21 protein-coding genes are annotated in these 20,376 nt (G+C 69.2%); 1 reads left to right on the top strand and 20 read right to left on the bottom strand.

What is annotated here, in order from left to right:
* Nucleotides 1-5: 5 nt before the first annotated feature.
* The 20 genes from hypE to AC3A5Z_RS11185 form a co-directional block, all read right to left on the bottom strand.
* The gene (hypE, locus tag AC3A5Z_RS11280) at nt 6-1,028 is read right to left on the bottom strand and encodes a hydrogenase expression/formation protein HypE (RefSeq protein WP_487519433.1); all 1,023 of its coding nucleotides are present in this window, start codon (nt 1,026-1,028) and stop codon (nt 6-8) included.
* Nucleotides 1,029-1,091: 63 nt separating this feature from the next.
* Nucleotides 1,092-2,228, bottom strand: coding sequence for a hydrogenase formation protein HypD (gene hypD, locus AC3A5Z_RS11275; RefSeq protein ID WP_487519432.1), 1,137 nt, complete (start codon nt 2,226-2,228; stop codon nt 1,092-1,094).
* Entirely contained in the window at nt 2,225-2,515 is a 291-nt protein-coding gene (locus tag AC3A5Z_RS11270; RefSeq protein ID WP_487519431.1) for a HypC/HybG/HupF family hydrogenase formation chaperone, read from the bottom strand. Before AC3A5Z_RS11270 ends, hypD begins: the two co-directional genes overlap by 4 nt.
* A gap of 1 nt (nt 2,516) precedes the next feature.
* On the bottom strand, nt 2,517-3,998 hold the full coding sequence (locus AC3A5Z_RS11265) for a sigma-54-dependent transcriptional regulator (protein ID WP_487519430.1): 1,482 nt from the start codon (nt 3,996-3,998) through the stop codon (nt 2,517-2,519).
* Nucleotides 3,998-4,837: a hydrogenase nickel incorporation protein HypB gene (gene hypB, locus AC3A5Z_RS11260; protein WP_487519429.1), complete on the bottom strand. Its 840-nt coding sequence runs from the start codon at nt 4,835-4,837 to the stop codon at nt 3,998-4,000. Before hypB ends, AC3A5Z_RS11265 begins: the two co-directional genes overlap by 1 nt.
* Nucleotides 4,837-5,178 (bottom strand): hydrogenase maturation nickel metallochaperone HypA, encoded by a 342-nt coding sequence (hypA, locus tag AC3A5Z_RS11255; protein WP_487519427.1) that lies wholly within the window; start codon nt 5,176-5,178, stop codon nt 4,837-4,839. Before hypA ends, hypB begins: the two co-directional genes overlap by 1 nt.
* Nucleotides 5,171-6,061, bottom strand: coding sequence for a HupK protein (locus tag AC3A5Z_RS11250; protein WP_487519426.1), 891 nt, complete (start codon nt 6,059-6,061; stop codon nt 5,171-5,173). The genes hypA and AC3A5Z_RS11250 overlap by 8 nt, the downstream gene beginning before the upstream one ends.
* Nucleotides 6,058-6,834, bottom strand: coding sequence for a [NiFe]-hydrogenase assembly chaperone HybE (gene hybE / locus AC3A5Z_RS11245; protein ID WP_487519425.1), 777 nt, complete (start codon nt 6,832-6,834; stop codon nt 6,058-6,060). Before hybE ends, AC3A5Z_RS11250 begins: the two co-directional genes overlap by 4 nt.
* Nucleotides 6,831-7,664, bottom strand: coding sequence for a hydrogenase expression/formation protein (locus tag AC3A5Z_RS11240; protein ID WP_487519424.1), 834 nt, complete (start codon nt 7,662-7,664; stop codon nt 6,831-6,833). The genes hybE and AC3A5Z_RS11240 overlap by 4 nt, the downstream gene beginning before the upstream one ends.
* Nucleotides 7,665-7,675: 11 nt before the next feature.
* Entirely contained in the window at nt 7,676-8,053 is a 378-nt protein-coding gene (locus AC3A5Z_RS11235; protein ID WP_487519423.1) for a thioredoxin domain-containing protein, read from the bottom strand.
* 4 nt (nt 8,054-8,057) lie between these two features.
* On the bottom strand, nt 8,058-8,375 hold the full coding sequence (locus AC3A5Z_RS11230; protein WP_487519422.1) for a HypC/HybG/HupF family hydrogenase formation chaperone: 318 nt from the start codon (nt 8,373-8,375) through the stop codon (nt 8,058-8,060).
* On the bottom strand, nt 8,375-8,995 hold the full coding sequence (locus AC3A5Z_RS11225; protein ID WP_487519421.1) for a HyaD/HybD family hydrogenase maturation endopeptidase: 621 nt from the start codon (nt 8,993-8,995) through the stop codon (nt 8,375-8,377). The genes AC3A5Z_RS11230 and AC3A5Z_RS11225 overlap by 1 nt, the downstream gene beginning before the upstream one ends.
* Before the next feature lie 273 nt (nt 8,996-9,268).
* Nucleotides 9,269-10,057: a Ni/Fe-hydrogenase, b-type cytochrome subunit gene (gene cybH / locus AC3A5Z_RS11220; protein WP_487519420.1), complete on the bottom strand. Its 789-nt coding sequence runs from the start codon at nt 10,055-10,057 to the stop codon at nt 9,269-9,271.
* Nucleotides 10,058-10,061: 4 nt separating this feature from the next.
* Nucleotides 10,062-10,643 carry a HupE/UreJ family protein gene (locus tag AC3A5Z_RS11215; RefSeq protein WP_487519419.1) on the bottom strand — a complete coding sequence of 194 codons (582 nt, stop codon included), beginning with the start codon at nt 10,641-10,643 and terminating at the stop codon, nt 10,062-10,064.
* Nucleotides 10,644-10,654: 11 nt separating this feature from the next.
* Nucleotides 10,655-12,445: a nickel-dependent hydrogenase large subunit gene (locus tag AC3A5Z_RS11210; protein WP_487519418.1), complete on the bottom strand. Its 1,791-nt coding sequence runs from the start codon at nt 12,443-12,445 to the stop codon at nt 10,655-10,657.
* A 3-nt stretch (nt 12,446-12,448) separates the two neighbouring features.
* A complete protein-coding gene (locus AC3A5Z_RS11205; protein WP_487519417.1) occupies nt 12,449-13,540 on the bottom strand; it encodes a hydrogenase small subunit in 1,092 nt (363 codons plus the stop codon).
* 212 nt (nt 13,541-13,752) lie between these two features.
* Nucleotides 13,753-16,017 (bottom strand): carbamoyltransferase HypF, encoded by a 2,265-nt coding sequence (hypF, locus tag AC3A5Z_RS11200; protein ID WP_487519416.1) that lies wholly within the window; start codon nt 16,015-16,017, stop codon nt 13,753-13,755.
* Nucleotides 16,017-17,441, bottom strand: a complete 1,425-nt coding sequence (locus tag AC3A5Z_RS11195) for a nickel-dependent hydrogenase large subunit (protein WP_487519415.1) — start codon at nt 17,439-17,441, stop codon at nt 16,017-16,019. Before AC3A5Z_RS11195 ends, hypF begins: the two co-directional genes overlap by 1 nt.
* Nucleotides 17,438-18,430 carry an NADH-quinone oxidoreductase subunit B family protein gene (locus AC3A5Z_RS11190; RefSeq protein WP_487519414.1) on the bottom strand — a complete coding sequence of 331 codons (993 nt, stop codon included), beginning with the start codon at nt 18,428-18,430 and terminating at the stop codon, nt 17,438-17,440. The genes AC3A5Z_RS11195 and AC3A5Z_RS11190 overlap by 4 nt, the downstream gene beginning before the upstream one ends.
* Nucleotides 18,427-19,761: a sensor histidine kinase gene (locus AC3A5Z_RS11185; protein ID WP_487519413.1), complete on the bottom strand. Its 1,335-nt coding sequence runs from the start codon at nt 19,759-19,761 to the stop codon at nt 18,427-18,429. The genes AC3A5Z_RS11190 and AC3A5Z_RS11185 overlap by 4 nt, the downstream gene beginning before the upstream one ends.
* Nucleotides 19,762-19,882: 121 nt before the next feature.
* Between AC3A5Z_RS11185 and AC3A5Z_RS11180 the strand changes: the two genes are divergently transcribed.
* Nucleotides 19,883-20,317, top strand: coding sequence for a pyridoxamine 5'-phosphate oxidase family protein (locus AC3A5Z_RS11180; RefSeq protein WP_487519412.1), 435 nt, complete (start codon nt 19,883-19,885; stop codon nt 20,315-20,317).
* Nucleotides 20,318-20,376: the final 59 nt, after the last annotated feature.

Below are 20,376 nucleotides of genomic sequence, written 5' to 3'. Positions count from 1 at the left end.
CTCCCTCAGCAGATCCGCGGCAGCTGCTCGCCCACCAGCATGTCGACGATGCGCTGACCGCCGAAGGCGGTGCGCATCCTGACCTGCCCGGGATGCGCCGCCACCGCCGCGCCGATGATCACCGCCTTGGCGCCTTCCGGGCGCTGGCGCATCGCGGCCAGCGCGGCCTCCGCCTGATCGGGGGCCACGAAGAGCACCAGCGTGCCCTCGTTCGCCAGATAAAGCGGGTCGAGCCCGAGCAACTCGCAGATGCCGCGCACCTCGTCGCGCAGGGGCAGGGCGGTCTCGTCGATCACCACGCCGACCCCGGCCGCCGCCGCCATCTCGTTCAGCGCCGAGGCGAGGCCGCCCCGCGTCGCATCCCGCGCTGCCCGCGTTCCGGGCGCTGCCGCCAGCACCGCCTGCATCAGATGGCCGAGCCCGGCGCAATCCGACTGCAGGTCGGTCGACAGCGCCAGATCGCCGCGCGCCGCAAGGATAGCTGCGCCATGGTCGCCCAGGCATCCGTTGACGATGGCCAGATCGCCGGGCCGGATCAGATGCGCCGCGATCTCGCAGCCCGGCGCGATCACCCCGATCCCGGCGGTGGTGATGAAAAGCCCATCCGCCGCGCCGCGCTCCACCACCTTGGTGTCGCCGGTGACGATCCGCACCCCCGCCGCTTGCGCCTCCGCCGCCATGGTGGCGACGATCCGGCGCAGCAGCGCCATTTCGCAACCCTCCTCGATGATGAAGGCCGCCGAGAGCCAGAGCGGCCTTGCCCCGCCGACCGCCAGATCGTTCACCGTGCCGCAGACCGCGAGCTTGCCGATGTCACCGCCGGCGAATTCCAGCGGCGTCACCACGAAACTGTCGGTGGTAAAGGCCAGCCGCGCGCCGGGCTCCTGCAGCGCCGCGTGCATCAGCCGTGCCTGATCCTCGCCGCCCGGCGGCTCGAAGACGCTGGTGAAGATGTCCTCGATCAGGTCGCGCATCGCCTTGCCGCCGCCGCCATGGGCCAGCGTCACATGAGTATCGCGCAGGGTCATCGTGCTTCTTTCATCTTGGCGAACCTATCCCGGGGGAGCCCGCAGGGCGGGGGCGGAGGCCCCTCACTCCGCCGCCGCCCGCGCTCCGGCGTATTGCCAGTAGGCGGCGCAGGCACCTTCGGAGCTGACCATCAGCGCGCCGAGCGGTGTTTCGGGCGTGCAACCCCGGCCGAACTGCGGACAGGCGACCGGCTTCATCCGCCCGGTCATCACGGCGCCGCAGGCGCAGCCCTCGGGCTCGGGCAGGCTGCGGTTGGCCGCGCCATAGCCGACGCCGAACTTCGCCTCGGCATCCCAGGCGGCGTAGGCCGGGCGGATGCGCAGGCCGGAGGAGTCGATCTCGCCGAGGCCCCGCCATTCGAAAGAGGGGCGCCGCTCGTAGACATCGGCGATGGCGGCAAGGCTCACCGGGTTGCCATGTTCCGGCACGACGCGGGCATATTGGTTCTCCACTGCCGCCCGGCCCTCGGCGATCTGGGTCAGCACCATCAGCAGCGATTGCAGCAGATCGGTCGGCTCGAAGCCGGCGACGACGATGGGCCGGCCATAGTCGCGCGGGATGAAGTCATAGGCGTGGATGCCGATCACCATGCTCACATGCCCCGGACCGATGAAACCGTCGAGCCGCATGTCGGGGTCCTCGAGCAGGGCGCGCAGCGGTTCGGGCACGGTGATATGGGTACAGAAGACGCTGAAATTGCGCAGACCCTCGCGCGCCGCCTGCTGGATCGACAGGGCGGTGGAGGGAGTCGTGGTCTCGAAGCCGAGACCGAAGAACACTACCTCGCGCTCCGGGTTGCGCCGCGCCAGTTCCAGCGCGTCGAGCGGCGAATAGACCATGCGGATATCGGCGCCGCGCGCCTTGGCCTGCAACAGCGACCCGCGCCGCCCCGGCACCCGCATCGCATCGCCGAAGGTGGTGAAGATCACCTCGGGGCGTTCGGCAATCTCGATGCACTCGTCCACCCGCGCCATCGGCAGCACGCAAACCGGGCAGCCGGGACCGTGGATGAACTCGATCCCCTCATGCACCAGCCGGTCGAGCCCGTAGCGGAAGATCGCATGGGTATGACCGCCGCAGATCTCCATGATGTGGAGCGGTTTTTCACGGCTGGCGCCGATGCGTTCGGCCATGGCGGCAATGGCGGCGAGCAGCGCACGCGCGGCGACGGGATCGCGGAATTCGGAAGCGTATTTCATCCACGCGCCTCCAGCGCCGCGTCGCCCGCGGCCATCGCCTCCAGCGCCTCCTGCGCCTCCCCGAGATCGCGCAGCGCCTCCAGCGTCTTTGCTGCCTCCGCCGCGTCAATCAGGCTCATGGCGAAGCCGACATGGATCAGCGCCCATTCCCCGATCAGCGCTTCGAGCGGCCCTGAGGCGACGCAGGCCACGCTCACCTCGCGCCGCACGCCCGAGACTTCCGCCAGCGCCATCAGCCGCGTGGGGTCGGTGATCGCGACGATCTGGCCGGGGATGCCGAGACACATGTCAGTCTTCCTCTTCTTCTGCCGGCACGCGGCCGGAGGGGTCGGCGATGCCGTAGCGGTCGAGCTTGGCACGCAGCCCGACCCGGCTCAGCCCCAGTTCCGCCGCAGCGCGGCTCTTGTTCCAGCGGTGGCGGGTCAGCGTCTCGCGCAGGATGCGCATCTCGATCAGCTCCACCCGGTCCTTCAGCGTCCCATCCGCCGTCAGGACTGCCTGCGCCGAACGGTCGGCCCCGCCTTCGCCCGGCGGCGCCTGCAGGATCGGGCGCGAGATCAGATCGGCGCCCAGCACCTTGCCTTGGGCGAAGATCAGCATCCGCGTCACCTCGTTGGTCAGCTCGCGCAGGTTGCCGGGCCAGTCGTAATTCTCCAGAAACTCCAGCGCCGCCGCGTCGAAGTCGTGCACCGGCTTGGCATGGGCGGTGGCCAGCCCGTCGAGGATCTGCTGCGCCAGAAGCGCCACGTCGCCGCGACGGGCGCGCAGTGGCGGCACGGCAATCTCGCCGGCAGAGAGCGCGTAGTAGAGATCGGCGCGAAACAGCCCCTCGGCCACCAGCGCCCGCAGGTCGCGGTGCGAGCCGGCAATCAGGCGGACCGAGGTGGTCAGCGTCTCCTGCCCGCCCAGAGGCGAGAAGACACCCTGCGCCAGCACCCGCATCAGCGAGAGCTGCAGCGCGGGCGAAGCGCAATCGACCCCGCCGAGATAGAGCGTGCCGCGGTCGGCCTTCTGCATCAGCCCGATCCGCGTGCCATTGCCCGGCGCAGTGCCCCGCTTCGCCCCGTAAAGTTCCAGCGCCGCCAGATCCTCGGGCACGCCCGAGAGGCTGAACTCGTGGAACGGCCGGTCCGAGCGCAGCGAGCCGTAATGCATGGCGCGGGCGAGCTGCGCCTTGGCCGTCCCCGGCTCGCCGGTCAGCAGCACCGGCACGTCGAAGCTCGCGTATTGCCGGGCCTGCGCCACGACCGCGTTCATCGGAGATGTCGGCGCGCGCAGGATCGTCTCGAAGCCGAGCCCGTCGCGCAGCGCCTTGCGCCGTTTCTCCAGCCGCGTCTCGACCGTGGAGGTGAGGAAGCGCATCTCCAGCGCCAGCCGCTCGTTCTCGCGCGCCAGCTCGAACAGCCGCGCGGCGGATTTGGCCGCCATCACCAGCTGGTCGGGCAGCCAGGGCTTCGTCAGGAATTGGTGGATGCCCGCTTCGTTGATCGCCGCCGCCATCGCCGAACTGTCGGTATAGCCGGTGAGGATGATCCGCACCGTCTCCGGCCAGCGTTCGCGGGCCTGCGCCAGAAGCTCCACCCCCGTCATCCCCGGCATCCGCTGATCCGAGATGATGACCTGCACCCATTCCTCCTCGAGGACCTTCAGCGCAGCTTCGGCGCCGGGAGCGGTGGCGATCTCGAATTCGTCCTCCAGCGCCATGCGCATCGCGCTCAGCGCATGCGGCTCGTCATCGACCAGAAGGATCAGGGGGCGGGCGCGGGGCATCAGGCGGCCTTCAGCAGTTTCTCGGCGCGGCGCGAGGCGAGCCAGCGCAGCCAGGCCTCCATCCCCTCGCCGGTACGGGCCGAGACTCGCAGGATGTCGATCCCCGGGTTGACGCGGCGCAGGTTGGCCTCGTAGAGCCCGAGATCGACGTCGCAATGCGGCGCGAGATCGGTCTTGTTCAGGATCGCGAGCCGTGCGGCGGTGAACATGTCTGGGTATTTCAGCGGCTTGTCCTCGCCTTCGGTAACCGAGAGGATCGCCACCTTGGCATCCTCGCCCAGATCGAAGGCGGCGGGGCAGACGAGATTGCCGACATTCTCGATGAAGAGGTAGCTGCCATGGGCCGGCGCCAGATCGTCGAGCGCATGGCCCACCATATGCGCGTCGAGATGACAGCCCTTGCCGGTGTTGATCTGCACCGCCCGCGCCCCGGTGGCACGGATGCGGTCGGCGTCATGGCTGGTCTGCTGGTCGCCCTCGATCACGGCGAGCGGCGCCGCGCCAAGCATGGCGATGGTGCGGCAGAGCAGCGTGGTCTTGCCCGAGCCGGGCGAGGAGACGAGGTTCAGCGCCAAGGCCCCGAGCCGCCGCAGCGCCGCACGGTTGGCTGCGGCATAGGCGTTGTTCTTCGAGAGGATGTCGGTCTCGACCTCGATCAGCCGCGCCTGACTCATCCCCGGCACGCTGACACCCGCCGCTCCAAGGCCGTGATGGTGGAGGCCGTGAGGGTGGTGGTGCCCGTGGAAGTGCCCCTGCTCATGCGCGTGGGAATGCCCGTGCGCATGCCCGGCCTTGCCCTCCAGCGTCATCGTTCCGTCGCAGCCGCAGACCGTGCACATCACGCCACTTCCATATCTCTGATCCGCATCTCGTCCCCCGCCACCGGCATCAGCCTGCCGCTGCCGCAGAGCGGGCAGGGGCTCAGCCGGTCGGCGATCTCCACCGTCTCGCCGCAGTCGTAGCAGGCGGCGCGGCCCGGCAGGTCGATCATCTCGAGCACCGCACCCTCGGCGGGCGAGCCGCGCATCACCACGTCGAAGGCAAAGCCGAGCGCCTGTTTCTCCACCCCGGCGAAGCGCCCGATCTCCAGCCGCAGCAGGGTGACGCGGGCAAAGCCGTGCCGGGCCGCCTGATCCTCGACGACGCCGCGGATGCCCTCGCAGAGCGACATCTCATGCATGTTCCACCTCGCGCAGCTCGACCGGAAGGCAGGGATCGAGGATCGAAACCAGAAGCGGCGCCAGCGCGGCCTTGTCGGCGGGCAGGCTGGCCAGGCTCTGCGCCAGAACCCCGCCGGGGGCGGTGAGGTGGTCGGTCGGCGTGACCCGGCTCAGGCCGGTCACCTGGCCGCGCTCCACTTGGGCGCGCAGCCCGTAGCTGCCCCGGGCGGCGGGCACGATCGCGGCGCCGCAGGCAAGGATCAGCGGGCGCGGCATCTCGGCAAGACAGGCCTGCAGATCGACCAGCCGCCCCAGCACGCGCCAGAGCGGCCCCTTGCCCTGACGCTCCGCGACGGCGGCGAGCAGGGGATGCGCCGCCTGCCGCGCGGCGGGCGAGTTCTCGAAGGCGCGCAGGCTCATCGTCTGGCGTGGGGGCAGGGCGGGCAGATCGGCCACGGCCTCGCCCGCGGCGAAGAGCGCGGCGATCCGGCGCAGGAGCGGGGCCACACCGGCATCGGAGGCCAGCCAGCTCTCGAACCCGGCGGGGTCGGGCAGAGCCGGTCCACCGAAGACTGCCCGCCGCAAATCCGCCTCGGCCTGCGGCAGCGCCGCCGTGGGCAGGCCCAGCAGGCCCGGCCAGATCACCGTCAGCTTCAGCAGATGCTCGCGGCGGATCTCCTCGGCCAGCGCTCGCCGCGCGCCCATCGGCAGGCCGAGCGCCAGCCGTGCCGCCATGCCCTGCGCCTCGGCGCAGAGGTTGAAGAGCCGCGGCAGAAGCTCCGCCACCGCAAAAGGCGAGCGGCCCGAGACCAGCTGTGCGAGCGGCAGGGGCTTCGGCAGACGGATCTTGGCCGCCAGCCGCGTGCCCTCCGGGGTCAGCCTGATCTCGAGCCCGTCGCTCATTGTGCCTCCGCTGTGCCAAGCCCCGCCGTCAGTACGGCCCGGCGGGTGGGGGTGAGGTCGGGCGGGCTTTCCGCCGCGGCCAGCTCGGCCTCGCGCGTCGCGCGGATCTCGGCGGCGCGGTCGGTCTCCGCGCGGTTCGTCTCGTCGAACAGCGCCGCCATCACCGCCCGGGCCACCTCCACCGCCTGCAACTGACTGGGAAAATCGGTCATGGGAGAGAACAGCGAGCAGGCCTTGTATCCGCCGGTCATCAGCCGGGTGTTGTAGATGAACTCGTAGCGTCCCGAAGGAAAGGCGATCTCCTCCTTCGCCCCCGGCACCAGCGCCGACCAGTCTTCACCGGGAGCGGGCAAAAGCACAAGGTTCATGAACCACGGCGACAAGAGCACCCCCAGCGGGCGGCACTCATGCAGCCGGAAGCCCACCGCCTCGACATGCAGCGCGCCGTTGACCAGCGGCACGTCGCGCATCTTGGCATGCCAGATATCGTTGAAATCGGCCACCAGATTGGCAACCCGCGCGGCAATCGCCGCCTCTTCGGCACTGGCGGCGGCGCCGGGGTCTTCCAGCACCATGAACTGCGGCTTGGGCGCGCCGCAGCAGGGGCAGCTCCAGTCCTCGGGCAGGGCGGAGAAGGCCGTGCCCGGCAGCACCTGCCGGTACTCGTCGCCCTGCGCGGGATCGTAGGGCGTCCAGCAGATCTTGCACTCCATCACCGCCTCTGCGCTGATCCGGTCACCCGCGCCGAGATAGGAGCCCTCGAAGCCGCTCATCGGATCGCCTCCAGCACTTCGAGGAGCCGGGCGCCGCTGTCGGCAAGGTCTTCGGGCGCGGCCAGCGCCACGTCGGGCATCGCCGTCACCTCGAAGGTGTCGAGGATCAGGCTGTCCATCGAGTTGAAGAACTGCACCCGCCAGACCTGCGGCAGGGCCGTCGCGGTGATCCGGCAATTGCCATAGCCGCGCGACAGGATGGTGACCGCGCCTTCCCCCAGCGCCCGGTCGAGCCAGAGCAGATCCTCCTCGGTATGCGGCAGCAGCGTCAGGTTGACGACACGCGGCGGCACACCCGGCAGCCAGTGCCGCGCCTTGTCGGAAAGCTCGGCCAGAAGCGGGGGCGCATTCACCACGCCAGGGCTGCGCGGCGGTGTGGCCTCGGCGGGACGGTGCGGCGCAAAGGCCCTGCCGAGCGCGGCGGCGGGGATGGGGGCGACCTCCACCCGGTCGACACCTTCGCCCCCCAGCACCCAGACACCGGCAAAGACGCTCTCCTGCACCCGCAGCGCCGGGATGCCGCGCAGCCGCATCGAAACCTCGCCCTGCCCGAGCGTCTCCGCCATCAGCCGCCGGTTCTCGGCGTCGAGCCCCGCGAGATCGAAGCCCGCGGTCTGCCCGGTCGTCGCGCAGAGGTCGCAGGCGGCGGCGATATCGGCCAGCGTCTTCAGCGCCGGGGTCGCGCTGCTGGGGTCGGCCAGTTCGGGCAGATGCGGCGCATAGGTCCGCATGCCGGAGGGCAGCGCCAGATAGGCCAGCTCGGCGTCATCCTCGGGCGGTTGCGAGCCGGGGCCGAAACCACTGGGCGGCAGATGGAAGGCGGAAGCCATGCGATGTCCTTTCAGGCCCGGGCGAGGCCGAGGAGATGCGGGATGCGCGCGAGGTAGTCGTCCCAGTCGCGGATCTTCTCGATCGCGCCGAGGAAACGGCCTTCGCGGTAGAACAGGAAGCCGGGCGTCCGCAGCGCGCGGGTGGCATCGCGCAGCGCCGCCTCGATGGCATCGTCGACGATGGCGCAGTCGAAGGCGCGCTGAAAGGCCAGCCGTAGCTCCGGCAGGATCACCGCGGCATCGGCGCTTTCCAGATTGCGCGCCGGATCGCCGGGGATGAACAGGCAGTGGGCGCCGGGGGCGGCGGTGAAGGCCTCCACCTCTGGCAGGCTCGAAAGACGCGGCCAGCCTAGGTCGGTTTCGAGACGGGCGATCAGCGGGTGGGTCATGGCATCATCCGTGGCTTCGGCCCGCGTCGAGCGCGGCCTGCAGATGGGGGGGCAGTTGCGGCGCGCGGTCGAGGTCGGCAAAGCCATCGCCCGCCTCCTCCCCGGCCATGATCGCCCGGAGTGCCTGCAGCGCCGCCGCGATCTGCCGGGCCTCGGTCACGTCGATCACCCGATGCGCGGCGCCGAGGAAGGCCAGCACCCAGTCGCCGGTGCGGGCATCGGGGGTCAGGCTCAGGTCGATGAGCTGCAGACGGTCGCCATCGCGTGCCGTCCCGGCGATCCCGTCGATGGCCAGAAGCCGCAGCGGCTCGCCGACGCACATCAGAGCGCCTCCGGAAAGAAACGTGCGTCGCCGGTGCGACAGGCCTCGGCCTCGGCCGGGCGACCCTGCTCATAGGCCTCGCGGCGCAGCGCGGCATCGGCGAGATCCGCACCGCCATGCGCGCCTGGCAGGGGCGTCACGCCCCATCCGGCCAATTCGGCCAGTGCCAGATCCAGCGCGGGCGCGATCCGTACCGCCACCACCGGGCGCAGGCTGCCGCCGTAATCCTCCAGTTCCTCGGGCTGGCAGCCGATCAGCGTCATCCGGTCCGGGCAGCGGTCCAGAAGCTGGGCGGTGGCGATCACCTCCTGAAAGCCAGTCTGGTGCAGGCTCATCTTCTTTGCGCCCAGAAAGGCGGGCACTTCGGCATCGCGCACCGTCAGCAGCGTGCCGGGGGCGAGGCCGTAATCCACCGCGTCGAAGACCAGCAGCGCCTCGGCCTCCTCGAGAAACGGCAGGAGGTAGAGCCCCTGCGTGCCGCCGTCGAGCAGCCTCACCCGGTCGGGGAAGGCGTGGCGCGCGGCCAGGGCCTCGACGCAACGCGGCCCGAAGCCCTCGTCGGCCCAGAGCAGGTTGCCGATCCCGAGGACGAGCACCCTCGCCGGTGAAGTTGCTGGCATGGACCCCTCCCTGGCCGCTGCTCGCAGCGTGGCTCTCGCCCCGCCCGTGTATCCGACAATAGTCTTTGCAGATCGTGTTAAAAGACAGGAAAGTGACATGGATGCGACAAGCTGTCAGAGCGCTGTTTTGTCACGGAAATCCAACGATGCCGGGGCGCGGGGCGGCGCAAGCGCCGATCACGGTGCTTCCAGATCCAACCCGCCTCTGGAAAGCCGCTGACCGGTGCGGGCACAAGCGCGACCACCGGACGCGCCCGCCTCGACCGGTCAGCGTTACTCCACCCGGTCGTCCTTGAAGGTCCGCCAGCCCGAGACGATGGTCGAGATCATCGATTGGCGCGACATGATATCCTCGCGGACGGCGGCGTAGATATGGATCACCGTGAAGATCACGATCGACCACATGCCCAGATGATGCAGCGTGTGCAGCCGCTGCGAATTGCCCACCAGCCCCAGTACCCAGCCGAACAGCCGGTCATAGACCGAGCCTTGTCCCGCGCCCTCGGCATAGAGCGCAAAGCCGGTGACGATCATGAAGGTCATGCCCAGCGTGATGAAGAAGAACATCGCTGCATGGGCCAAGGGGTTGTGTCCGATGTATTTCTTCGGCTCGGGCACGAGGAAGAAATACCATTTCAGCTCGAAGATCACCTCTCTGATCCAGCGCAGGTTCCACAGCGGAATGTAGAACATCTGCCGCGCATGGGTGTTGCCATAGAAGGCCCAGAGGATGCGGGCGAAGAAGGCCACCGTCAGCACCATCCCAGCGGCGAAATGCGCGAAGCGGATGTAGCCGAAGACGAACTGGTCGGTGGCCTCGGCGATCTCCATCGTCGGCAGCGGCGAGGCGATCAGGTATCCCGTGCCGATCAGCACGAAGATCATCGCCGCATTCAGCCAGTGCCAGAGCCGCACCGGCACCTCGTAGACATAGACCGAGGTCTTGTAGAAGATACTCTCGATATCCTCGGGCCGTGCCCCGCCGGTGAGGCGCGCGGCCTCCAGCGGGGTCGGGGCCTCGGGGTTGACGACATGGATCGTGACCGGCGCCTTGGTGTCCATGGCCTTACCCCGCCATCAGGAGAAGGCCCGATCCGGCCAATGCCGAGCCGAGCAGGGTCTGGATCACCCGCGCGGCCCGGCTGCGGCTGGTGCCGAGCGCGACACCGATCCCGGCCAGATGCAGAAGGGCTGTGGAGATCAGGAAGCCCGCGAGATAGGGCGCGATCGCCCCGCGGGCCTCGGTTGCATGGGCATGGCCGTGGCAGGCGGCGAAGGTGGCAATGGCCGCGAGCGAGAGGCCGGTCTGCCAGCGGGGCTGTGCGCTGCGGGCAGACACCACCAGAAGCCCGGCGAGCAGCACCGAGGCGAGGATCCAGGCCTCGACCATCGGGATGCCGATCCCGGCCCAAGACAGCGCCGCGCCAAGGCTCATCGCCGCGAGGAAGGTCACCGCCCCGGCCCAGAGACGCCTCGGCAGGGCGAAGCCCGACCAGACACCGACGCCCAGCATGGCCAAGAGATGATCCGGCCCGAGGATCGGATGGCCGAAGCCGTGCAGAAAGCCCGAGGTCTCGCCATGTCCGGTATGGGCCAGAACGGGAGCGGCCACAGATGAAAGAACGACGGTAAGCGCAAGGTATCGCATGATTTCCTCCCTCAGCGGACTTTGACGCGGGTCAGCTCCGACCCGTCGGGCGAGATGACATGGGTGGAGCAGGCGAGGCAGGGATCGAAGGAGTGCAGCGTGCGCAGGATCTCCACCGGCTCCTCGGGCCGCTCCATCTTGGTGTTCATCAGCGCCGCCTCGAAGGCACCGATATTGCCCGCCGTGTCGCGCGGCGAGCCGTTCCAAGTGGTCGGCACGACGCATTGATAGTTCTCGATCCGCCCGTCCTTGATCCTGATCCAGTGCCCGAGCGCGCCGCGCGGTGCCTCAGTCATGCCGACACCCTTCGCCTCGCGTGGCCAGGTGCTCGGGTCCCATTTCTCAACATTAGCCGTGGCTTGGTCGCCGTTTTTGATGTTAGTTACCAGCTTGTCGAAGAAGTGCTTCTGCAGCCGTCCGCAATACTCGCTCTCCAATGCCCGCGCCGCCGTGCGACCGAGGGTGGAGAACAACGCCGAAACCGGCAGTTGCATTGTGCCCAGAAGACCTTCGACCTGGCTCTTGATGTCCTCGTGCCCCTTGGCGTAGCCGACGATGTAGCGGGCCAGCGGCCCCACCTCCATCGCATGCCCCCGCCAACGCGGCGCCTTGATCCAGGAATATTTCGCGGCCTCGTCCAGCTCCTGGATATTGGTCCGCGTGCCCTTGGCATTGGGTCCGAGTTCGTATTTCGGCTCGGTCACGCCATCCCAGGGGTGCAGGCCCTTGCCGGGCTCGCCATAGGTGTACCAGGAGTGGTCGACGAATTCCTGCACCTGCTCGGGGTCGCGGACGTCAACGTCATGCACCTGCGTCAGGTCGCCGTCGATGATAGCGCCGCGTGGAAGATGCAGCTGCTCCGTGCTGAAATCATTGGCGTTCTCGGGAATGTCGCCATAGGCCAGCACCGATTTCGACGACAGCCCCCCACCGTAGAGCCAGGTCTTGTAGAAGCCGCCGATGGCGATCACGTCGGGCAGGTAAACGTTGCGGTTGAACTCGATGCAGCGGTCGATGATGGAGCTGACCATGTTCAGCCGCTCCATGTTGATCGCACCGACCGACCCGACCCCATCGATGTTGATCGGGCAAGGCACGCCGCCCACCAGCCAGTTCGGATGCGGGTTCTTGCCGCCGAAGATGGTATGGACCTTGACGATGTCCTTCTGCAGGTCCAGCGCCTCCAGGTAGTGCGTCGTCGCCATCAGGTCGGCTTCTGGCGGCAGCAGATAAGCCGGGTTGTCCCAGTAGCCGTTCTTGAAGAGGCCAAGCTGGCCCGATTCCACGAACTTCTTCAGCCGGTTCTGCACGTCACGGAAGTAGCCGGGCGAGGACAGCGGGTGACTTGGAGAGACTGCCTGCTGAAGCTCGCTCGTCGTTTTCGGATCGGCGCGCAAGGCATTGACGGGGTTAACCCAATCCAGTGCGTGCAGGTGGTAGAAATGCACGATGTGGTCATGCACCTGCAGGTTCAGTTGCATTATATTGCGGATCGAGTTGGCATTGTCGGGGATGCGGATTCCCAAGGCATCCTCCACCGCTCGGACCGAGGTCAGCGCATGGGTGCCGGTGCAGACGCCGCAGATACGCTCGGTGAAGGCCCAGGCGTCGCGCGGATCGCGGCCCTTCAGGATCACCTCCAGCCCGCGCCACATGGTGCCGGTGGAGACCGCGTTGCGGATGATGCCCTGATCGTCCACATTCACCTCGCAGCGCATGTGGCCTTCGATCCGGGTCACCGGATCGACCACGATGCGGCGGCCGGTGGTGTCGAGCGTGAAGCCGTTCGGTGTGGCACCCATGGCTCAGGCCTCCGTCTTTTCGGGGGATTGGGTCTTTTTCTGCGCCCGTTTCAGCGCACTGGCCGCGACATGCAGCGCCACGCCCGCGCCGAGCGCACCGACGGCGGTCATGCCGACCCGGTCGGCATTTGCCTCGATGCCGAACTGCTTGATCGTGGTCAGCCGGTCGTAGAACGAGCCCTGATCCCAGAATCCGTCCTCGGAACAGCCGATGCAGCCGTGGCCCGACTGGATCGGGAAGCTGACGCCCTCGTTCCAGCGCACGGTGGAACAGGCGTTGTAGGTGGTCGGCCCCTTGCAGCCCATCTTGTAGAGGCAGTAGCCCTTGCGCGCATAGTCGTCGTCCCAAGCTTCCACGAACTGCCCTGCGTCGAAGTGCGGGCGGCGGTAGCATTTGTCGTGGATGCGCTGGCTGTAGAACATCGCCGGGCGGCCCTGGCGGTCAAGCTCGGGCAGGCGGTCGAAAGTCAGCATGTAGGTGATGACACCGGTCATCACCTCCGCGATGGGTGGGCAGCCTGGCACCTTGATGATCGGCTTGTCGAGGATGACCTTGTGCACCGGCGTCGCCCGCGTCGGGTTGGGTGCGGCCGCCTGCACGCAGCCGTAGGAGGCGCAGGCGCCCCACGAAATGATCGCCTTGGCGTGTTCGGCCGCCATCTTCAACTGCTCGACGAAGGGCTTGCCGCCGATGATGCAATACATCCCGTCCTCGTTCAGCGGCGGGTTGCCCTCGACCGCGAGGATGTAGTTGCCCTTGTATTTCTCGATCGTCTCCATCAGCGCGGCCTCGGCCTGATGCCCCGCCGCCGCCATCAGCGTGTCGTCGTAATCGAGGCTGATCATGCTGAGCACGACATCCTTGGCAAGGGGATGGGCCGAGCGGATGAAGCTCTCCGAACAGCAGGTGCATTCCAGCCCATGTACCCAGATCACCGGGGTGCGCGGCTTCGTCTCCATCGCATGGGCGATCTTCGGCACGAAGGCCGGCCCCAGCCCCAGGGCCGCTGCCGTCAGCGAGCAGTATTTCATGAAGCTGCGCCGGGTGATCCCCTGACGGCGCATCACCTCATAAAAGGTTTCGATCTCGGCCAAATCCGCATCCTCCCCTCGACTGGCGTGGCCGAAGACGGCCCGCTGGCTCTGTATTCCAAGGCATGCGGCGGGAGGCCGGGGTCAGGCAAAGGAATTTATGACGAGGGATGTTTTTGCGGATAATCGCGCATCGGCAGGTAGTTATGTGGCGATCTTCGGGAGACGGCGAGCGATTGGTCGGAAAGCCGCTATCCAGAGCCTTCCGCCGCCGGTCACTCCGCTTCCGCAGCAGGAATATGCCGCGCCGCGGCGACGAGAGCCTGACCCAACGCCAGCCCGCCATCGCCCGGGGGCACCCGCCTGTGACGCAGGACCGGCAGTCCGGCAAGCTCCGCCTCGCAGGCCAGAAGCAGCCGCGCGTTCTGGAAGCAGCCGCCGCTCAGAGCCACGGCCCGTACTTGTCCGGCTGCCACCAGCGCCCGCGCCGCTGCGCAGACAGCGCGCGCCAGCCCGGCATGGAAGCGCGCCGAGATCACGCCTGCCGGGATGCCTGCCGCCAGATCCTCGGCCAGCGCCCGGAACATCGGCGCGGGGTCGAGCCCGTCGAAGGGATAGGGCGCGCCTTGCCCCGGCAGCGCCTCCAGCCGCATCGCAGCCTCGCCCTCAAAGCTCTGCCGCTCCGCTGCGAGGCCGAGACAGGCGGCCACGGCATCGAAGAGCCGCCCGGCGGAGGAGGAGAGCGGCGCGTTCACGCCTGCCGCCAGCGCCCGCCGCAGGGCGTCGCGCGGGCGCCCGGCAAAGAGCCGGTCCGCCCGTTCTCCGAGCCCCGCCTGATCCAGCCGCACCAGCGCGTTGCGCCACGGCTCCCGCGCCGCCAGATCGCCGCCCGGCAGCGGCGCTGGCGCCAGATGCGCGACGCGCTGGAAGCTGCGGTAGTCGCCCAGCAGGATCTCTCCGCCCCAGCTCGTCCCGTCGTCCCCGAGCCCGGTGCCATCCAGCACGATCCCCGCCACCGGCCCGGCCTCGAGCGGCCAGCCAGCATCGGCCAGCACGGCAGACAGATGGGCGTGGTGATGCTGCACCGGCTCCAGCGGCAAGCCGAGCGTCTGGCCATGCCGGGTGGCGCGGTAGCCGGGGTGCAGATCGCAGGCGACGAGGCTCGCACGGTGATCGAAGAGCGCCGTGTAATCATTTATAGCCGAACGGAATTCATCGAAGGTCAGTGCGTCATCGAGATCGCCCAGATGATGCGACAGCAGCGCCTCGCCGTCGCGGATCAGGCAGACGGCGGCCTTCATCTGCCCGCCGAGCGCCAGCACCTGCGGCGCCTTGGCAAAACCCTCGGGCAGCGGGAAGGTGCCGGGGCAGCGCCCGCGCGCCCGGCGCAGGACGATGGGCGGGGCCGCGCATTCCACGCTGTCATCCATCCGCCGCAGGATCTGGCGGTCATGCATCAGGAAGGCGTCGGCGAAGCCCGCCAGCTTCGCCCGCGCCTCGGCATTGCGGATGACCTGCGGCTCGCCGGAGAGATTGCCGGAGGTCATCACCAGCGGTCCGCCGAAGGCGTCGAGCAACAGGTGATGCAGCGGCGTGTAGGGCAGCATGACACCGATCCGCGCCATCCCCGATGCAACCGCCTCTGGCAGGGCGAAGCGGGACGCGACAAGCACCACCGGCGCCGCGGCGTCGCGCAGGAGCGCCAGATCCTCGGGCGTCACCTCGGCGATGGCGGCGAGCATCGGCTCGCTCGCCATCACCGCGAAGGGCTTGGCCGGACGGTGCTTGCGGCTGCGCAGCAGCGCCAGCGCGGCAGGGTCGGCGGCATCGCAGGCAAGATGGAAGCCGCCAAGACCCTTCACCGCCACGATCTGCCCGGCCTTCAGCCGCGCCACCGCCGCCGCCAGCGGATCGCCCGAAAGCACCTGCCCCTCCGCCTCGAGCCAGAGCCGGGGGCCGCAGGCGGGGCAAGCGATGGGCTGGGCATGGAAGCGGCGGTCGGCGGGGTCGGTATAGTCGGCCCGGCAGTCAGGGCAGAGCGCGAAGCCTGCCATCGAGGTTTGCGCCCGGTCGTAGGGCAGCGCGCGCAGGATGGTGAAGCGCGGACCGCAATGGGTGCAGTTGGTGAAGGCATAGCCCCGCCTGCGCCCGCTGCCGCGGATCTCGGCCAGGCAGGCGGGGCAGGTGGCGGCATCCGGTGTCACCCGGGTGGCGACCGTTCCCGCGCCGCTGGCCGTGATGCGGAACTCCTCCGCCGTCACTCGGCAGGGGCGGCTCTCGACCCGGTCCACGCGGGCAAGCGGCGGTGCGCGCTCGCTGAGGGCGGCGAGAAAGGCGTCGAGCCCGTCTCCCGCCACGTGGATCAGCACGCCAGAGCCGTCGTTCAGCACCTCGCCGCGGAGGCCCATCTCGCGCGCCAGCTGCCAGACGAAGGGGCGGAATCCCACGCCCTGCACCTGTCCCCGCACCCGGATCTCCAGCCCCTCATGGCCCGCATGTCCCTGAGACGCATGCCCCCCGCTCTCCGGGTATCCTTTCATCAATGCACCGTGCAGACCATGCAGGGATCGAAGCTGCGCACGATATGCTGCACGCTCAGCGGCGCTGTCTCTCCCTCGCGCACCACGGCCCCTTCCAGCGCCGCCTCCAGCGGCCCCGGCACGCCCGCCGCATCGCGGGGCGAGAAGTTCCAGGTGGTCGGCGCGATGATCTGATAGCCCGCGATCCGGCCGCGCTCGATCCGCAGCCAGTGGCCAAGCGCGCCGCGCGCCGCCTCGACCAGCCCCGCACCCTGCGCATGTTCCGGCATCGGCACGGGTGCGGCCATGAAGCGCGCCGAGGTGTCGAGCCCGTCTACCAGCGCCTCCATGAAACCCTGCGTCCGCGCCAATTCCAGAAGCCGCCCGGCGACCCGCGCCAGCACGCCGCCCTGCCGCGCCAGATCGGCGGCGAGCGGATGGCCATCGATCAGCTGCCGCGCCAGCGCCCCGGTCTCGGCGGTAAGCCCGCCCATCCGCGGCGCCTTGCACCAGCTGTAGGCCGTGTCCCGCATCGCCTCGTCAGGCTCGGTGCGCCCTGTGGCGGGATGCGCCTCGGCGCCGAGCATCCAGGCGTGGCTCAGGTCCTCGCGGATGCGCCCGGTCTCGAGGGGGTGCCAGCCGCCGTTCCAGAAACCCGGGGCGAAGCCATGGCCCTCGGCCAAGGGATAGGCCCCGAAGCTCAGGTAGCGCCCGCTGCCACGACCCGACGCCGCCAGATCGAGGTCGGCGGCGATCTCAAGGAACAGCCCGACATCGCCGCGCCCCCAACCGAGCAGCGCCGCGCTGTCGGGCAGGGCGGCGAAGGCTTCGAGCGGGCCGCCGAACACCACTGTCTCCAGATAGCGGCGGAAGGCGCGCAGCGTGGTCTGCAGCCGCAGCCGGTCGCGCAGGCCGGGAGCGCGGGTGACGCCGCCGGGCTGGATCGCCAGGGTATGCGGCCATTTCCCCGCCATCAGCCCGAGGATGTGCATGAGCTCGGCCCGCGCCGCCACGCCTGCGCGCAAGGCGCCGCCTTCGGTTGCGGTGAACCGCTCCACCGCCCGCGCGTGCCAGGGGCGGCCGGCATAGGCGGGGCGGGTGAAATCCGGCATGAAGAACAGGTTGAAATGGGTGAGATGGTCCGAGACATTCTCGACCGCATGGATCAGCGCCGCGATCTTCGCGCCCTCCGGCGTCGGCGCCAGCCCCATCGCCGCGCCCAGCGCCCGGGCGGCGGCGGCGGATTGGCTGATCGAGCAGATGCCGCAGATCCGGGGCGTCAGCGTCAGCGCGTCCATCGGGTCGCGCCCCTCCAGCATCCGCTCGAAGCCGCGATAGAGCGGGGCATTGACCCGCGCAGACGTCACGCGGCCCTCGGCGATCTCCAGCCGCACCTCCAGATCGCCCTCGACCCGGTTGAACGGGCCGACCACCAGCTGCGTCATCGCCGCGGCCCCCGCAGCGTGGGCGGCACGGCGATGCGGTCGGAGGTGGCGTTGCGACGCAGCCGGTTCGGGGTCGCGGCCTTCGACAGGCTGGCCAGCGCCATGAACCAGGCCTTCGGCATGTCCGAGGGCAGACCAACCGGGATGCCGCCGATCTTGGGCGTCTCGGTGAAGGGGTGGCGCGGCTCCTCGAACTCGGGCGCGGTGCAGGCGATGCAGGGGTAGCCGCCGCGCGTGCAGGAGCCGTCGCCGTTCCAGGGCCGGATGTTGCAATCGCCCACGGCCTGCGTGCCGACGCAGCCCAGATGCTCCATCATGCAGCCAAGCTCGGACAGGCGTTCGGCACTGGCCTTGTATTCGTAATATTCGTTCTTCGGGCAGCCGTGATGCACCAGATGGTCGGCGTAGAACCGCGGCCGGGAGAGGGCGTCGAGGCCCGCGGCGTCGAGGGTGCCCGACTGGAGCAGCAGCAGCGTCTCGCTGACCCAGCCGGGATGCGTCGGGCAGCCCGCGACATTGACCACCGGCAGGCCGCTCCGGCTGCGGAACTCGGGCGGCAGCAGCCCGCCGGGATGCGCGCCGTCATAGTGCAGGCCCACCGCGTCCGATGGGTTGCCCCCCGCCGTCGTCACCCCGCCGAAGGCCGCGCAGCTGCCCACCGCCACCACATGCCGGGCCAAGGGCGCGAGGCTGCGCACCCAGTCCAGCATCGACCGGCCGGTGCCCGAAAGCATCTGGTAGCGCCCGGTGTTGCGCGGCCCGCGCGCGATCGCCCCCTCGATGCAGAGCACGTCGAGCGGCACCGCACCCGAGACCACCCGCTCCAGAAGTGCCGTCACCTCGCCCCCGGTCTCCAGCGACAGCGCCGGGTGCCAGAGAAAGCGGATGCCCGCGCCCTCCAGCAGATCAAGGATGCCGGGGCTCTCGGCGCAGAGGAGCGACATGGTGCAGCCGCCGCAGCCAGCGGCCTGAAGCCAGAGAATGTTCATTGTGCCGCCTCCGCGGGCCGGGCCAAGGGCAGCTCCAGCCGGAAGCAGGCGCCCGGGTGGTTCGGACAGAGCGACAGCCGCCCGCCATGTTCCTCTGCGATCTTGTGCGAGATCGACAGGCCGAGGCCGGTGCCGCGCCCGATGGGCTTCGTCGTGTAGAACGGATCGAAGATCGCCTGTGCCGCCGCCTCCGGCACGCCGGGGCCGTTGTCGGTCACCGACAGCACCGCCCGGTCACCCTCAATGCTGTGGGCGAGGCCGATCTGCGGGGCAGGGTGATCCTCCACCGCGTCGAGCGCATTCTGCACGAGGTTCATCACCACCTGCTGGATATGCCCCGGCCGCCCCCGCACCTCCAGCCGGGTGAGCCCGCTGACCGCCACCTCCACCGGCCGCCGCGCGCCGCGCTGCACCCAGGAGGCGGCGACATTCGCCGTCGCCACCAGATCGAAGACTTCCGTCTCGCCCGAGCCATCCGCCGAGAGCCGGCGCAGATCCTCGACGATGTCGCGCACCCGCTCGGCGCCGGCGCGCGCGCCCTGCACCGCGTCGCGCAGGTTTCGCACCTCGCGGTCCAGCTTCAGATCCTCGCGCAACTGCACCAGCGTCTCGCGGCTGGCCCCGGCCTGCACCTGCTCGAAATACTGCTCGAACTTCCCGGCATAGCGATCGAGCGCATGGGCGTTGGCATAGACGAAGCTGATCGGGTTGTTCAGCTCATGCGCCACCCCGGCCAGAAGCCGCCCCAACGAGGCCAGCTTCTCGCTGCGCACGAGATGCGCCTGCGCGGCCTTCAGCTCGTCATGGCTGGTGGCAAGCTCCGCATAGGCCTGACGCAGCTCGGCCACCGAGCGCCCGGTCAGCACCATCCCGGCATTGCGCCCGCGCTCGTCGAAGCGGGGCGAAAGCGACAGCTCCACCGCCGAGGGGCCTTCGGGAGTCAGAAGCCCGACCTCCACCATCACCGGCGCCCGCTCGTCGCCCACACGGCGCAGCGCGGTCTCCAGCAGCGCGTGGTCCTGCGGCGCGAAAAGGTCTGCCACCGGCCCGCCGCAGAGCCGCACCCGCGTCTGGCGCAGCCGGGTGCAGACCGAGGCCGAGACCTCCTCGACCAGCCCCGCGCGGGAGACGACGATCAGGATGTCCGATACCGAGGCGAGCACCGAGGCGAGAAAGGAGCGCAGGATCTCGAGCTCGGCATTCTGCCGCTCCAGCCTTTCCTGATAATCCACCAAATCGGCGTAGGTGCGGTCCACCGCCGTCAGCACGTCCATCCAGACGGCATCGGTCAACTCGGCAGGGCCGCTGTGCGGTCGCAGTTCCTTGGCCATCGTCACCCCTCCGGAGCCGACAGTAGCGGGCGGCTTTCGCCAAGGAAAGCGCCTCGGCGAGGGAACCTTTGCCGCCCCTCGGCACTGTCATGGGCGGCATGGAGCCGCAAAGGAGGGCTCTATGGCCGACAAGACACTGCAGGACGTGGCGAAGGACATGCGCGACATCGACTTCACCATGCTGTTCACCCGCGCCCCGGGCGGCGAGATCGCCGGGCGTCCGATGAGCAACAACGGTGACGTGGAATTCGACGGCGACAGCTGGTTCTTCACCTACGAGAATACCCATACCGTCCGCGACATCGAGCGCGACCCGACTGTCGCCATGTCGCTGACCGGCAAGGCCGGGCTGCTGGGCAAGCCGCCGCTCTTCCTGTCGATCGAGGGCCGGGCGGAGATCGTCCGCGACAAGGCGACCTTCGAGGAGCACTGGTTCAAGAGCCTGCGGATGTGGTTTCCCGAGGGCACCGACACACCCGGCATGGTGCTCTTGAAGGTCCATGCCAGCCGCATCCACTACTGGGACGGCACCGACGAAGGCGAGATCCGGTTGTGATCCCGCGAGGGATCGGTAACTTCCCTCTGAGAGACTGAAAAGAAAGGCGCAACCCCGGG

Source organism: Cereibacter sp. Soil_C_27, assembly GCF_057657095.1.
This window is presented reverse-complemented; position numbering and strand designations above follow the sequence as displayed.

Excerpts from the sequence above, each read along its gene's own strand:
- AC3A5Z_RS11195 (WP_487519415.1), bottom strand. The coding sequence starts at position 17,441 with ATGACGCAGCTGGTGGTCGGCCCGTTCAACCGGGTCGAGGGCGATCTG.
- AC3A5Z_RS11210 (WP_487519418.1), bottom strand. The coding sequence starts at position 12,445 with ATGGGTGCCACACCGAACGGCTTCACGCTCGACACCACCGGCCGCCGC.
- cybH (WP_487519420.1), bottom strand. The coding sequence starts at position 10,057 with ATGGACACCAAGGCGCCGGTCACGATCCATGTCGTCAACCCCGAGGCC.
- AC3A5Z_RS11270 (WP_487519431.1), bottom strand. The coding sequence starts at position 2,515 with ATGTGTCTCGGCATCCCCGGCCAGATCGTCGCGATCACCGACCCCACG.
- hypB (WP_487519429.1), bottom strand. The coding sequence starts at position 4,837 with ATGTGCACGGTCTGCGGCTGCGACGGAACGATGACGCTGGAGGGCAAG.
- AC3A5Z_RS11230 (WP_487519422.1), bottom strand. The coding sequence starts at position 8,375 with ATGTGCGTCGGCGAGCCGCTGCGGCTTCTGGCCATCGACGGGATCGCC.
- AC3A5Z_RS11225 (WP_487519421.1), bottom strand. The coding sequence starts at position 8,995 with ATGCCAGCAACTTCACCGGCGAGGGTGCTCGTCCTCGGGATCGGCAAC.
- AC3A5Z_RS11250 (WP_487519426.1), bottom strand. The coding sequence starts at position 6,061 with ATGAGCGACGGGCTCGAGATCAGGCTGACCCCGGAGGGCACGCGGCTG.
- AC3A5Z_RS11185 (WP_487519413.1), bottom strand. The coding sequence starts at position 19,761 with ATGGCCAAGGAACTGCGACCGCACAGCGGCCCTGCCGAGTTGACCGAT.
- hybE (WP_487519425.1), bottom strand. The coding sequence starts at position 6,834 with ATGAGCGGCTTCGAGGGCTCCTATCTCGGCGCGGGTGACCGGATCAGC.
- hypF (WP_487519416.1), bottom strand. The coding sequence starts at position 16,017 with ATGAAAGGATACCCGGAGAGCGGGGGGCATGCGTCTCAGGGACATGCG.
- AC3A5Z_RS11235 (WP_487519423.1), bottom strand. The coding sequence starts at position 8,053 with ATGACCCACCCGCTGATCGCCCGTCTCGAAACCGACCTAGGCTGGCCG.
- hypA (WP_487519427.1), bottom strand. The coding sequence starts at position 5,178 with ATGCATGAGATGTCGCTCTGCGAGGGCATCCGCGGCGTCGTCGAGGAT.
- AC3A5Z_RS11190 (WP_487519414.1), bottom strand. The coding sequence starts at position 18,430 with ATGAACATTCTCTGGCTTCAGGCCGCTGGCTGCGGCGGCTGCACCATG.
- hypE (WP_487519433.1), bottom strand. The coding sequence starts at position 1,028 with ATGACCCTGCGCGATACTCATGTGACGCTGGCCCATGGCGGCGGCGGC.
- AC3A5Z_RS11215 (WP_487519419.1), bottom strand. The coding sequence starts at position 10,643 with ATGCGATACCTTGCGCTTACCGTCGTTCTTTCATCTGTGGCCGCTCCC.
- AC3A5Z_RS11180 (WP_487519412.1), top strand. The coding sequence starts at position 19,883 with ATGGCCGACAAGACACTGCAGGACGTGGCGAAGGACATGCGCGACATC.
- hypD (WP_487519432.1), bottom strand. The coding sequence starts at position 2,228 with ATGAAATACGCTTCCGAATTCCGCGATCCCGTCGCCGCGCGTGCGCTG.
- AC3A5Z_RS11265 (WP_487519430.1), bottom strand. The coding sequence starts at position 3,998 with ATGCCCCGCGCCCGCCCCCTGATCCTTCTGGTCGATGACGAGCCGCAT.
- AC3A5Z_RS11240 (WP_487519424.1), bottom strand. The coding sequence starts at position 7,664 with ATGGCTTCCGCCTTCCATCTGCCGCCCAGTGGTTTCGGCCCCGGCTCG.